Annotated in this window: 12 protein-coding genes; 8 read left to right on the forward strand and 4 right to left on the reverse strand. The window is 40.0% G+C overall.

The window, feature by feature from the left end:
• Positions 1 to 168: 168 nt before the first annotated feature.
• Positions 169 to 1176, reverse strand: coding sequence for a DNA polymerase III subunit delta (gene holA, locus CBM24_RS17355; RefSeq protein ID WP_088162120.1), 1008 nt, complete (start codon positions 1174 to 1176; stop codon positions 169 to 171).
• Between the two features lie 412 nt (positions 1177 to 1588).
• Here holA and CBM24_RS17360 point away from each other — a divergent pair, with 412 nt between their 5' ends.
• From CBM24_RS17360 to CBM24_RS17395, 8 genes are all read left to right on the forward strand, one after another.
• Positions 1589 to 2050 (forward strand): type I restriction enzyme HsdR N-terminal domain-containing protein, encoded by a 462-nt coding sequence (locus CBM24_RS17360; RefSeq protein ID WP_088162121.1) that lies wholly within the window; start codon positions 1589 to 1591, stop codon positions 2048 to 2050.
• Positions 2051 to 2219: 169 nt separating this feature from the next.
• Positions 2220 to 2921 (forward strand): ATP-dependent Clp endopeptidase proteolytic subunit ClpP, encoded by a 702-nt coding sequence (clpP, locus tag CBM24_RS17365; protein ID WP_046674530.1) that lies wholly within the window; start codon positions 2220 to 2222, stop codon positions 2919 to 2921.
• A gap of 2 nt (positions 2922 to 2923) precedes the next feature.
• Positions 2924 to 4174: an ATP-dependent Clp protease ATP-binding subunit ClpX gene (gene clpX / locus CBM24_RS17370; protein ID WP_070565518.1), complete on the forward strand. Its 1251-nt coding sequence runs from the start codon at positions 2924 to 2926 to the stop codon at positions 4172 to 4174.
• 124 nt (positions 4175 to 4298) lie between these two features.
• Positions 4299 to 5132 (forward strand): AMP nucleosidase, encoded by an 834-nt coding sequence (locus tag CBM24_RS17375; RefSeq protein WP_198385934.1) that lies wholly within the window; start codon positions 4299 to 4301, stop codon positions 5130 to 5132.
• A 244-nt stretch (positions 5133 to 5376) separates the two neighbouring features.
• On the forward strand, positions 5377 to 6540 hold the full coding sequence (locus CBM24_RS17380; protein WP_232475553.1) for an efflux RND transporter periplasmic adaptor subunit: 1164 nt from the start codon (positions 5377 to 5379) through the stop codon (positions 6538 to 6540).
• Positions 6541 to 6617: 77 nt separating this feature from the next.
• The gene (locus CBM24_RS17385; protein ID WP_088162124.1) at positions 6618 to 9770 is read left to right on the forward strand and encodes an efflux RND transporter permease subunit; all 3153 of its coding nucleotides are present in this window, start codon (positions 6618 to 6620) and stop codon (positions 9768 to 9770) included.
• Positions 9770 to 11236, forward strand: a complete 1467-nt coding sequence (locus CBM24_RS17390; RefSeq protein ID WP_088162125.1) for an efflux transporter outer membrane subunit — start codon at positions 9770 to 9772, stop codon at positions 11234 to 11236. The genes CBM24_RS17385 and CBM24_RS17390 overlap by 1 nt, the downstream gene beginning before the upstream one ends.
• A gap of 25 nt (positions 11237 to 11261) precedes the next feature.
• Positions 11262 to 11474, forward strand: coding sequence for a DUF6965 family protein (locus tag CBM24_RS17395; protein ID WP_088162126.1), 213 nt, complete (start codon positions 11262 to 11264; stop codon positions 11472 to 11474).
• 29 nt (positions 11475 to 11503) lie between these two features.
• Here the strand turns inward: CBM24_RS17395 and CBM24_RS17400 are convergent, their stop codons facing one another.
• The 3 genes from CBM24_RS17400 to rseP all read right to left on the reverse strand — a co-directional run bounded on the left by CBM24_RS17400 (position 11504) and on the right by rseP (position 13932).
• The gene (locus tag CBM24_RS17400; protein ID WP_088162127.1) at positions 11504 to 11881 is read right to left on the reverse strand and encodes a response regulator; all 378 of its coding nucleotides are present in this window, start codon (positions 11879 to 11881) and stop codon (positions 11504 to 11506) included.
• A 251-nt stretch (positions 11882 to 12132) separates the two neighbouring features.
• On the reverse strand, positions 12133 to 12336 hold the full coding sequence (locus tag CBM24_RS17405; RefSeq protein ID WP_046674525.1) for a YwbE family protein: 204 nt from the start codon (positions 12334 to 12336) through the stop codon (positions 12133 to 12135).
• 270 nt (positions 12337 to 12606) lie between these two features.
• Positions 12607 to 13932: an RIP metalloprotease RseP gene (gene rseP / locus CBM24_RS17415; protein ID WP_088162129.1), complete on the reverse strand. Its 1326-nt coding sequence runs from the start codon at positions 13930 to 13932 to the stop codon at positions 12607 to 12609.
• Positions 13933 to 13944 lie beyond the last annotated feature (12 nt).

Raw genomic sequence — 13944 nt, forward strand, 5'->3', positions numbered from 1 at the left:
TTAAACCTCGATCTTTTAAAGATACAATCGCATATTCATAGCGATTATAAAATACGTTCTCGCTAAATGCGCGACAAAGTTAAACAAACGTTTAATTTAAACAAGTGTTTAATTATTAAATTTGTGTAAAAAAAACACCATTTCTGGTGTTCTTGCTGTTGGATGGGATTAGTTAAGTATCCGATAGATCATTTCTTTTAAAATCTCTTCACTATTGAAATTGCTCGGCACATTGACACCTTTAGATTTTAAATCAGTCTCCTTCAACACATTGAGCACATCGAAAGTTTTCCGTCGGTTGTAATTTCTTGCAGCAAGCTCGTATTCTTTCAGAAAGAAAGGATGTACCCCCAATTCTTTTGCTGCGACCGATTTATCGATCAGATAATGGTATTTGAGAATCTTCGTGAAGTAGGTGGCAATTTGTCCAATGACCATTACCAGCGGATTATTTTTGGGGTTGGCCACAAAATAATCAACGATCTGATAAGCTTTTAGGGCATTACGTTTAGCCAATGCTGTATTTAATTCAAAAACATTATAATCTTTGGAGATACCAATATTTCGTTCAACATCTTCCATGCTGATCTCTTGACTCTTTGGAACATTAAGCATCAGCTTGTCAAGTTCATTGGACACTTTGGACAGATCATTACCGAGATAGTCCGCAATCATCATCGTCGCTTGCGGATGAATGCGCCAGCCGGCATCTTTCACATAAGCTCCGATCCAAGGGCCCACCTTATCGTCGTATAGTTTGGCAGCATCAACAACTAGTCCTTTTTTTTCAAAGACCTTATAGATCTTTTTGCGTTTGTCAAATTTCCCATGTTTAAAACAAAACACAAGAATGGTTGTCGGTGTAAGATGTTCCAGGTATTTAGTTAACAGTTCTTCCGTATCCGATTTCCATTTTAGCTCCTGTGCCTCCTTGATAATAATCACCTGATAGTCACTTAGCATAGGATACCTCTTTGCTGCATTGACAATCGTAGAGATATCGATATCTTTTCCGTAAAAAATGGATTGATCAAAGCCTTTCTGCGCATCATTCAATACGGTTGCTTCCAAAGCGTCGGCAATGGTATCAATGAAATAACTCTCCTCCCCTTGCAATAAATACACTGGTTTAAAAGACCTGTTCTTAATATCGGATAAGATCGGATTTATGTTCATATATATAGTCTATTTATTCGTCCGCAATAGATCAGCTGCCCAGATTTGTTTTCGGTATCCAAGCCATCTGCGAAGGCTAAAATACCCCCATGTCACCACATATCAAAATGTCTTTCGAGTTCGACCATGGGCTTTTTATGCGAAGCAAAATTACGATTTTAATGGCAATTCAACCGAGTAACTCCGTAAAATTACGCTTTTATAATTGACTCATGTATCGCGATTACATTAAACTATTGATTTAATGCCATGAACATTTAGCAACATAACTTTCACCATCTCGTTAAGTAATCGCATCATAAATACAGACCTCGGGTTTCCCCCGGCCTAAAAAATCAGACTAGTCAAAAAAACACCATCCTTCGGACTTGACGAATTTATTTCTTTTGCTAATATTTTAGTATATTTGTGTATGTTTTCACCGACTCCACTGAACTTACCGCCATTTAAAGCTAAAATATCCAAGAAGAACAATTCGATTTACATCTTTGATGAGCTCAGAAAAAAGGACTTGGTATTAACACCGGAGGAATGGGTTAGACAACATTGGATCAATTATTTGTCGCTCATGAAAAATTACCCCAAATCACTGATGCATATTGAAGGCGGATTGAAATTAAATAACCTTCAGAAACGAAGTGATTTATTGATTTACAACAGTAGCGGGCATAAGGTCGTGTTAGCCGAGTTTAAAGCGCCACATATAAAAATCACCCAACAGGTATTTGAGCAAATTGCAAATTATAATACGGTTCATCGTATACCATACCTATTAGTGAGCAATGGCATGAATCATTACTATTGTAAAATTGATTTTATCAACGCGTCTTACGAATTTTTGGAAGACCTCCCCAACTACAACGAAATTGACTAAGGAGCTATGCATGAAATAGATAAAGAATTAATCCGGAGATACAGTGTCCCCCAAGTCTTGAAAGGGGATCACCGAAAAAATGTAAAGTAGATGTAAAACATCTTTTCAATTTATTTGATTTTTAAAATATAGTTTTATATTAGTCCTACAGAATAGAAAAAATAAAAAGATGAATATAGATAAAAACGAATTCAGAAAATATGCAGTAAAGCATCACCGTATTGGAAGCCAACATGTTGATAGCTTCATTGCTCGTACAGAGACAAGCATTCCGACAAACCTTACACCTTACATCGTTGAAGAACGTCAATTGAACGTTGCCCAAATGGATGTGTTTTCGCGTTTGATGATGGACCGTATCATATTTTTAGGCAGCGGTATTGATGATCAGGTAGCCAACATTATTCAGGCACAGCTCTTGTTCCTACAATCTACCGATGCACAACGTGATATCCAAATCTACATCAATTCACCAGGTGGAAGCGTATACGCTGGACTAGGAATTTATGATACTATGCAATATATCACGCCAGATGTAGCGACGATCTGTACAGGTATTGCTGCGTCTATGGGAGCTGTTCTTTTGGTTGCTGGTGCAAAAGGCAAACGTGCAGCCTTACGTCACTCACGCGTCATGATTCACCAACCTTCCGGTGGTGCACAAGGAGTTGCTGCCGATATGGAAATCAACTTACGTGAGATGATGAAATTGAAAGAAGAATTATACACCATTATTTCAGATCATTCTGGACAAACTTACGAATGGGTAGAAAAATCTTCAGATCGCGATTACTGGATGAGAGCCAATGAAGCCAAAGAATTCGGTATGATTGACGAGATTTTACTTCCTAAGAAGGAGATTATTAAATAACAATGGCAAAGAATAACGATAGAGACATTCACTGTTCGTTTTGTGGCATAAGCAAAAATGAAGCCCAGATGCTTATTGCAGGCAACGGAGCACACATCTGTGACAGATGTATCCAGCAGGCAGGCGAAATCTTGGCAGAAGAATTAAAACAACGAAAAAGTAAAACTTTACAGACTGCTTTAAAGTTGATCCGTCCTTTGGAGATTAAAACTCACCTGGATCAATATGTAATCGGTCAGGATGATGCTAAAAAAGTAATTTCAGTAGCAGTTTATAATCACTATAAACGTTTAAATCAGAAAGTGGATAAAGACGAGATTGAAATCGAAAAATCCAATTTGATTATCGTTGGTGAAACAGGTACAGGTAAAACCTTGCTGGCAAAAACTGTTGCCAAAATACTCAACGTCCCCTTCTGTATTGTGGATGCAACTGTATTGACAGAAGCAGGGTATGTAGGGGAAGACGTAGAAAGTATATTAACACGTTTATTGCAAGCAGCAGATTATGATGTAGCCTCTGCAGAGCGCGGTATCATCTATATCGATGAGATTGATAAAATCGCACGTAAAAGCGATAATCCTTCCATTACGAGAGATGTATCGGGTGAAGGTGTGCAGCAAGCTTTATTGAAGATTCTCGAAGGTACAGTTGTAAACGTTCCACCTCAAGGCGGCCGTAAACACCCGGATCAAAAAATGATCGCAGTCAATACAAGTAATATTCTATTTATCTGTGGTGGTGCATTCGACGGTATTCAAAAGAAAATTGCAAACCGTCTGCGCACGCAAACAGTAGGTTATAAAATGAACGAAGACGAAGAGGAAATTGACTTGAATAATCTATACAAGTATATTACTCCTCAAGACTTAAAGAACTTTGGCTTAATTCCAGAGTTAATTGGCCGTCTTCCTGTATTGACTTACTTAAATCCATTGGATAAGGAAACTTTACTGAGCATTTTGACTGAACCAAAAAATGCATTGGTAAAACAATATAAGAAGTTGTTTGAATACGAAGGTATCGAACTAAAATTTGATCCTGACGTATATACGTTTATTGTTGATAAAGCTGACGAATTTAAACTTGGAGCCCGTGGCCTCCGCAGCATATGCGAAGCCATTATGCTGGATGCCATGTTTGAGATTCCGTCAACAAAAGAACAAACGGGACAGAAAGCATTAGAAATTACCTTGGACTATGCGAAGAAAAAATTCGAAAAGTCCGATTTAAAAAAGCTTAAAGTCGCTTAAAAAAATCCCGTTCGCTGAACGGGATTTTTTTTTTAGAAAAGAATTAAAAATCTTATATTACAATAATAACATAGCCATAACGGAATGTTGACAGGAAGATAAGAGATTCAAGAAATTAAATTTAATGACTATGACAACAAAGAGAAGTGCAAAGAATACCGTAAATAGTCCGATCACACCAGGTTTAAAAACCAAAGAAGAAATCGTGAACAACTGGCTTCCCCGTTATACGGGAAGGCCTTTGGAAGAGTTTGGGGAGTATATCCTTTTAACGAACTTTTCAAAATATATCCACCTGTTTTCTGAAATGCATGATAATGCTCCTATTTACGGGGAAGACAAACCGATGCAATCCGTCACTGCCGGAGGCATCACCATTATCAATTTCGGAATGGGAAGTCCAATGGCCGCAACCATTATGGATCTATTATCAGCAATTGCACCAAAAGCCGTTCTATTTTTGGGTAAGACCGGGGGTATCAAGAAAAAAATTCCTGTAGGTGAATTGATTCTTCCAATTGCCGCTATCCGCGGCGAGGGAACATCGAATGACTACTTTCCACCCGAAGTACCTTCATTACCTGCCTTCGCCATGCAAAAGGCCATATCCACTACAATTCGGGATCACCAACGCGATTACTGGACTGGAACGGTATACACCACCAATAGACGGGTTTGGGAACATGACAAAGCTTTCAAAAAATATTTAAAATCAATCCGTGCCATGTGCGTTGATATGGAAACCGCAACGATATTCAGCGTCGGATTTGCCAACAAGATTCCAACAGGTGCTTTACTGCTAGTTTCAGATCAACCGATGGTGCCAGAAGGAGTAAAAACTTCGGTCAGTGATGTAACCGTTACAGCGAAATATGTGGAAGAACATATCGGTATAGGTATTGATGCTTTAAAACAGCTTATCAATAACGGATTGACCGTGAAGCACCTTAAATTCTAAGCTACAATACTAGCAACATCATATTTTCCTTTGGGGGAAAATATGATGTACCCCTCTCCATAAAACCATAACTATCAAATTCTTAAAACTATTAAACATTATTATTGATTAATAATTGAACAGTTATTAACTAGAATCTGAGATGTTAACAAATGTTAATCTTCACAATAATTAAACTATTTGGCGTTTATATTGTAATATTCATATTACCCAACACATATATCGTAAAAATTAATCAAGCATTGTGAAGAAAAAAACATTATCTATTTTTAAAGTATCCCTATTGATTTGTTCAGCCTTAGCCACACAGGTAAGTTGTTCTTCAAGTTCTTCAAAAGAAAATAAAACCAAAGAAAAAAACGTGGCCTTGCCCGTCTATACCGTCACTAAATCAGATGCTACCACCATCAAGGATTATTTGGGCACCATAGAAGGTAAAGTTAACGTTGAGGTCCGCCCACAGGTCGAAGGACTGCTTCAGGAAATTTATATCGATGAAGGTTCTTTTGTTCAAAAAGGCCAGAAACTGTTCAAAGTAGACCCCTCTACTTATCAGGAAAATCTCAATAACATGGTTGCTACAGAGCAGGTCGCCAGAGCCAAACTTAAAAATGCACAGCTCGAAGTCGACCGATTGAAGCCGCTGGTTCAAAACGACGTTATCTCCGATGTCAGGTTGGCTTCGGCCAAATCAGATTATCAGGTAGCCAAGGCGACACTGGATCAGGCCATCGCAGCTGTACGTTCCGCTCAGATCAGTAAGGATTTTACGGTTATCACCGCTCCGGTAGGCGGTTACATTGGTCGGATCCCAAAACGTATCGGGAATCTGGTCTCAAAAGGTGATAAAGAACCCCTCACCTATCTTTCAGATATCCAGGAAGTCTATGTTTATTTCTCCATGAATGAATCTGACTTTCTTTATTTTTCCAAAGCACAGGCAAAAAAAGATAGCTTAGAAGGGAAAAAATACAACCAGAATCAGAAGCTTGTATTTCCCGAAGTTACGCTCGTCCTTGCGGATGGCGAAGAATATGCAAAAAAAGGTATAGTGGATGCCGTCAATGGTCAGATCAACCGTACTACAGGTGCGATCTCCTTGCGTGCGACATTTCAAAATCACGACAATATACTTCGGTCCGGAAGTAGTGGTACACTTAAAATTGCAGAGGTTAAAAAAGACGTTCTTCAAATCCCTCAGATTGCAGTCAATGAATTGCAGGATAAAACCTTCGTGTATATACTGGACCAAAACAACAAAGCACAAAAACGAAATATCCAACTGACAGGCAAAAGTAAAAACAATTATATCGTCTACTCAGGACTACAGGAAAACGATCGCGTTATTACCAGTGGATTTGACAAATTGACCGACGGTTCACCAGTAACCCCGATTTTACAGAAATAATTATCTATCATTTTTACATGCTACAAGGTGTCGGGCATACTGTACACTTCATGTAGCGTGTTTAAAATTCCATATATATGCTAAAAACATTTATAAATAGGCCTGTATTAGCCACGGTGGTTTCCATTATCCTGGTAATCTTGGGCTTAGTTGGGCTAAAACTTCTGCCTGTCTCGCGTTTTCCAGAAATTGCACCACCAAGTGTGCTTGTTTCACTAAGTTATCCGGGAGCTAATGCTGAGACTGTAGCAAAAAGCGTTTTACTACCTATCGAAGAAGCCATCAATGGTGTAGAGGATATGACCTATATCAAGTCATCTGCCTCCAATTCAGGATCGGGAAGTGTGTCGGTCTATTTTAAGACAGGTACCAATCCTGATATTGCCTCAGTCAACGTACAGACACGGATTTCCAAAGCAATCAGTTCCATTCCCGCAGAAGTAAATGAGGCCGGAATCACGGTCATGCCACGGCAAACGGGTGTCATTATGACCATCAATCTCTACTCTGATCATCAGGATAGTGCCTACGACGAAACTTTTCTCCAGGCTTATGCACAGATTAACCTGATGCGGCCTTTGCTGCGTGTTGATGGTGTAGCCCAGGTTTCCCGTTTGGGAGCACGGGATTATGCGATGCGACTTTGGTTGAATCCCGAAAAACTAGCCCTTTATAACCTCGTCCCACAAGATGTTACCAACGCTATAAAAGATCAAAACTTTGAGATTGCCCCCGGTAAATTTGGAGAAACCTCAGATGAAGCTTTCGAAACAGTGATCCGTCATAAAGGGCGTTTCACCACACCGGAGGAATTCCAGAGTATTGTGATCAAAACCAACACCGACGGTTCAGTGCTCTATTTAAAAGATGTGGCACGCGTCGAATTCGGTGCTACAAATCTAAGCAGCGACAATAAAGTAAATGGACATCCCGGTCTTACACTCAACTTAACACAAACCAGTGGTTCCAACGCCCATGATATTGATATTGCCGTCAGAAAGGTTCTCGAGGAACAATCAAAAACATTTCCAAAAGGCATACACTATGAGGTAACCTACTCTGTACGTGACCAGATCGATGAATCGATCAACCAAGTTGAGCACACCCTTTTTGAAGCCTTTATCCTGGTATTTATTATTGTCTTTATCTTCCTGCAAGATTTTAGATCCACCTTGATCCCTGCAATTGCAATCCCGGTTTCATTGGTGGGAACCTTCTTTTTTCTGCAGCTTTTTGGATTTTCGCTCAATGTCCTCACGATGTTTGCCCTGGTGTTAGCTATTGGAATCGTAGTGGATGACGCCATTGTCGTCGTTGAGGCCATCCACGAAAAAATGCACAGCACAGGAATGAAACCCAGAGCCGCTACATTATCGACGATGTCCGAAATTACGGGAGCCATCCTGTCCATAACCATGGTCATGGCTGCTGTATTTTTGCCTGTAGGATTTATGGAAGGGCCAGCAGGTATCTTTTATCGCCAGTTTGCTTACACCCTGGCAACAGCGATTCTGATTTCAGCACTCAATGCATTGACATTAAGTCCAGCCCTATGTGCGCTACTCCTGAAAGCCCCGCAACAGCATACCAATCAAAAAAACGGCAAAATCAATCAATTTAAAGATCGCTTCTTTAAAGCATTCAACACCTCTTTTGATCGACTGACCGCCCGTTATGTCTCGATTGTAGAAATACTGATCAAGAATAAGAAAATAGCCTGGGCAGGCTTAATTTTAATTACAGCACTTGGCATTGTGTTTATGATTAATACACCCAAAAGTTTTATTCCGACAGAGGATGATGGATTTATCACATACAACATTGCCCTCCCTCCCGGCGCTTCATTGAGCCGAACAACTGAGGTTCTTCATCGTGCCGATAGTATTTTAAAGAAAAGACAGGACATCAATGGAATGACAACAGTTTCTGGTTTTAATGCCCTGGACGGAAGCTCAAGCCCGGCATTTGCCGCTGGTTACATCACCTTAAAACCACATGCCAAACGCAAGCACATCAAAAATATCAATGCATTTATGGATACCATCAGGCATGATCTATCCCAGATCAATGAAGCAACGTTTACAGTATTCCCCCGCCCTACCGTACAGGGTTTTGGCGACTTTGCCGGAATTGAAATGGTTCTTCAAGATCGAATGGGTGGTGACATTCGGGATTTTAACACCATTGCAGATACCTTTATCAACCAGCTCAATACCTTACCGGAAATACGAAGTGCCTACACAAGTTTTAAATCAAACTTCCCTCAGTATGAAGTAAATATCGATGCCGTAAAGGCAAAATCCCTGGGAGTTGAGATCAAAGATCTCATGTCCACAATCCGATCTTATTTTGCGCGTGTACAGGCGAGCGATTTTAATCGGTTTGGTCGCCAATACCGTGTTTATGTCCAATCAGATTTCGACTTCCGCAAAGATCCCGAATCCTTCAATTCAATTTTTGTGCGAAACAGTAAAGGCGAAATGGTGCCTATTAACACCATATTGACCTTAGAAAAGACTGTGGGTCCAGAAACCATCACGCGTTACAATCTATACAATGCAATTGCAGTAAATATTACACCCGCGGAAGGCTATAGTACAGATGATGCGATGCAGGCTATCCAAAAGTTGGCCGACAACAAACTTCCGGGTAATTACGGTTTTGAATGGACGGGCATGAGCTATGAAGAAAGTCAATCCGGCTCACAGACGATATTGATTTTTGCGCTTAGTATCCTATTCGTCTACTTCCTGCTTTCCGCTCAATATGAAAGCTACATTCTTCCTTGGGCAGTATTACTGTCTATACCTGTGGGACTGATCGGCGTATTTTCCGTGATCAACCTTGTGGGACTTCAAAACAACATTTATGTGCAAGTAGGACTCATCATGCTTATTGGTCTTTTGGCCAAAAATGCTATTCTGATCGTCGAATTTGCCGTTCAGGAACGCAAAAATGGTAAAAGTATCGTCGAAGCTGCCATTAACGGTTCAAAACTTAGGTTACGGCCAATCTTGATGACGAGTTTGGCATTTGTTGCTGGCCTGGTACCCTTGATGTGGACGGTTGGTCCATCGGCGATCGGTAACCATTCGATCAGTTTCAGCGCCGCCGGCGGCATGCTCTTTGGTGTAGCATTCGGCATCTTTATCATCCCTGTACTCTTTGTCGTATTCAAAAGCCTGGATGAAAAACTACATGATAAACTAGCTAAAGAAGAGGAAGAATAATGAAAAACATAAAAAAATACCTTTCGGGAATATCGATCATCATTGGCCTCTTAGGCCTGATGAATGCCTGTAAGATCGGCAAAGATTATGTGCAGCCCAAACTCAAACTTCCCGAAAACTTTCGTGGCGATACGCTGGATTATTTCGGAGACACCTCCAGTATGGGACTGATCCATTGGAAATCCTTCTTTCACGATCCCACATTGAAACTATTGATTGATTCTGCCTTAGCGAATAATTTTGAAATGAAGACAGCATTGCTCAACCTGCAGATTTCAACCCGAGTTTTGGCGCAGAACAAAGCCAATTATCTGCCGAGTGTAAATGCGACAATTGCCAATGGAAACCGTACCTGGCGATCGAAAGACTTTGGTAGTGGTCCCCTGACCAAATATTATGATCACAAAGGTGAAACAGCACCGCAAAATATGTTCGTGTATCAATCTATGTTTGGTTCCGATATTAATTTTAGCTGGGAAATAGATATCTGGAAGAAAATAGGTAGCAAACAGGAGCAGCTGTTAGCCGAGTATCTGGATACACAGGAGGCAAAAAATGCGATACAAACCTCTATCATAACTGCTGTCGCAAAAGGTTACTTCAATCTCTTGATGCTCGATGCCAAGATCGAGGTTGCCAAACGTAACGTCCAATTGAACGATAGTACGCTGCGTATGATCAAGCTCCAATATGAAGCGGGTGAGATCACCGCCTTGGCGATCCAACAAACACAATCACAGCGCCTATTGGCGGCATCCCTCGTTCCCGAAATCGAAAAGGAAATTGTCATCCAGGAAAATGCGCTTCAGACACTTACTGGAAAATTACCCGATAGCATCAAAAGAGGCACTTCTTACGAGCATCTCTTCGCTGAAAGCAAAGACATTTCACTCGGTTCCCCGATCGAAATTGTGCGTAATAGACCAGATATCCGATCATCTGAATTTCAATTGATGGCAGCCAATGCGAATGCCAATATCCAACAGGCCATGCGTTACCCTTCATTGACCGTGGGCGGCGTATTGGGGGTAAATAGTATGCTCCCCAAAAATTGGTTCAATATACCAGGGGCATTGCTCGGTGGAATAACCGGGAATTTGACTACACCTATTTTCAAAAACAAAACCTTGAAAACACAGTATGAGGTAGCTAAATTGGAACGTGATAAAGCCGAAATCCAATTGCAACAAAAGGTCGTGGAAGCCGTAGCCGAAGTCTCTAATGCAGTGGTCACGGTCGACAAGCAACGGGAGCAATTGTCTTTGGCCAAAGAAAGAGTCGATAATGCACATCTTGCCGTCAAAAACGCGGGTTTACTCTTTAAAAGTGGCTACGCCACATATTTAGAGGTGATTACAGCGCAAAGCAATGCCCTAAACAGTGACCTCGATCTGGTCGAGTTAAGGCAACAGCATTTAGATGCATTTGTGGATCTGTACCGGGCACTCGGAGGAGGTTGGAGATAAGGATTTAAAACGCTATTTTTGTGGTATGACTCCAGAAGAATTACAACAATATTTTCAATCCAAAGACTTGCCTGAATCGTTAGAAATACAGCAAGATATGCAGGTCTTCGACGTACAACGTTTCTTGAGCACAAGTTTTATCCATGTTGGATTATGGAAAAAAGATCTAAGCAAATGTCCATCCTGGATTAGACTTCTTAAATTCAAGGCTGCCTTAGAAAATAAAGAAGAGGCCTAACATCTGTTAGACCTCTTCTTTATTTATAGCTATATGCTAGGAGCAAGTTGTTTCATTAATAGTGGCATCTGTTCTTTCGAAAAGATCTCTTCTGCCCCAGCGTCCCGCAATTCCATCCGTTCATTTTCATCACTACTTGATGTCAGCCCAAATATTCGAATAGAGGGAAACCTCTCCCGTATGATTTTTGCCGTTTCTATCCCGTTTAATACAGGCATATGCAGATCTAATATACATATTTCAGGAAGTTCGTGCTCATTTTCATCGAGGTAGTCGATTAAATCCCTACCATTGGAAGCACAATAAACCAAATCCAATAAATGAGATTGAGCCATAGCTCGCATCAACACATGATGAATCAGCGCATCATCTGCGTAGACAACCGTACATTTATTCTTGGTATCCATTTGAAAAAGCTATCATTTTAATAATTATAAAAACAATATTATATAAATATGTAATAAAATAAAAAATACAGAAAAAAGTTAGCAATAATTATGTTATTATACAAATTTTATTTCAAAATGTTCACTATTAACAATCCAACAAGCTTTTAGTTTGATTTATACAATAAGAACATCATAGGTAGTAAATCTCTCCGTGTCAATACCGTTAGAAAAGATTAAGTAAAGAGAAATAAAGATCGGTAGCCTATACCTTAAAAATCATCTTCAATAATTTCAGCCACTCTTCCTACTTGGCCATCCGTCAACCTGACTTTAATTCCCCTCGAATGATATGAGGATGATGTCAGCAAGTCTTTCACAATGCCTTCTGTTAAATTTCCTGTACGTTGGTCCTTTTTTAAGATTATATTCACCAACATGCCTGGCTTTACATCTGCTCTATTTCTTCCATCCATGGTCAAACTTAGAAAAATTGTTTTTTAAATGCAATATAAATAAACAATTTATTGTTAGAAAAACCTTCGTCTCGTATTTTGGAACAGGTACAATGAAAGCAAATGAAACCCAATAGCGTAGATGAATGGTATAAACCGAACTGCAGGCTATTTTATTCAATACCTCCTTACCATAAAAAATGGTCGGAATTTCTTCCGACCATGATTGGCTTTAAGCCTTTTTTTATGGGATGTAGGCCATCAGCATATTGGCTGTTTGACCAATTGAATTTATTTAAATAGCTTAAAAATATCGTTTCCGAATATAAAGACCATTAAAGCCAATAAAATAAAGAAACCGACCATTTGTGCTTTCTCCAGGAATTTTTCGCTCAATGGCTTACCTTGTATCATTTCAACCAACAAGAACAATACGTGACCGCCATCCAAAGCTGGAATAGGCAATAGGTTCATAAATGCCAATGCCATAGACAACATCCCTACTAAGGACCAAAAACGGATCCAGTCCACTTCTGTGCCGAACAGGGTCGCAATTCCAATAGGACCAGATAATGCTTTATCGGCACGTACCTCCCCTTTGAAAATCTTGCCAAATCCTTTGGCGTTGTCCGTAATCACGGTAAATGCTTTTTTAGCGCCGATTGGAAATGCCTCCATCAAGCTATATTGCGTTGTAAAAGATTTGATGGAATAATCACGATTAATGCCTATTCCCAGCATGGCATCCGCAGGAACATTCCCTTGCAATGAAACTTCAGTTCCTTTGCGTAAAACTTTAATCGCTACAGCTTTATTGATATTCGCTTTTATTTGTGCTTTAAACTCGTCGAAGAAAGGAACCTGTACCTCATTCACCGCAATAATGCTGTCGCCTTTCACAAAACCCATTTTACTTGCTGCCGATCCAGGTGATACTTCAGCAACACTTGTTGTTTTAACACGTGGCTCGATGAACTTTTCCCCTTTCTTATCTGAAAGCGTGTTCAATAAATCGGCTGGAACTTTTACTTCTGTTGTTGCACCATTGCGCTCAACTGTAAGTGCCACTCCGCCCATCAATACTTTAGAACTGATCAACTCCGAGTAATTTTCGATACGGTGCCCGTCTATTGAAATCACTTTATCGCCAGCTTTCAAACCAATGGATTCACCAATGGATCCCGGAACAATTCCGTTTACCAGCTGATCCATTTTGATATCTGTATTGCCCATTTTAAAAGTCAGCATCCAAAAAACAACAACGCCGACCACAATATTGACAATAATCCCCCCAAGCATAACGATTAAACGTTGCCAAGCTGGTTTTGATCTAAATTCCCAAGGTTGTGGCTCACCCTTTAATTGCTCAGTATCCATCGATTCATCGATCATACCCGCAATCTTGACATAACCACCTAAAGGCAACCAGCCAATACCATATTCACATCCTTTATAATTGAATTTAAATAATTTCACTCCCCAGGCATCAAAGAACAGATAAAATTTTTCCACCTTGATACCAAATGCACGTGCTGCTAAGAAATGTCCTAACTCATGTAGAACAATTAAAATTGACAAGCCTAAAATCACTTGTCCGACCATAATTAAAACACCCATGTATGCTTTTTA

Source organism: Sphingobacterium sp. G1-14, assembly GCF_002196555.1.
Lineage (GTDB): Bacteria > Bacteroidota > Bacteroidia > Sphingobacteriales > Sphingobacteriaceae > Sphingobacterium > Sphingobacterium siyangense.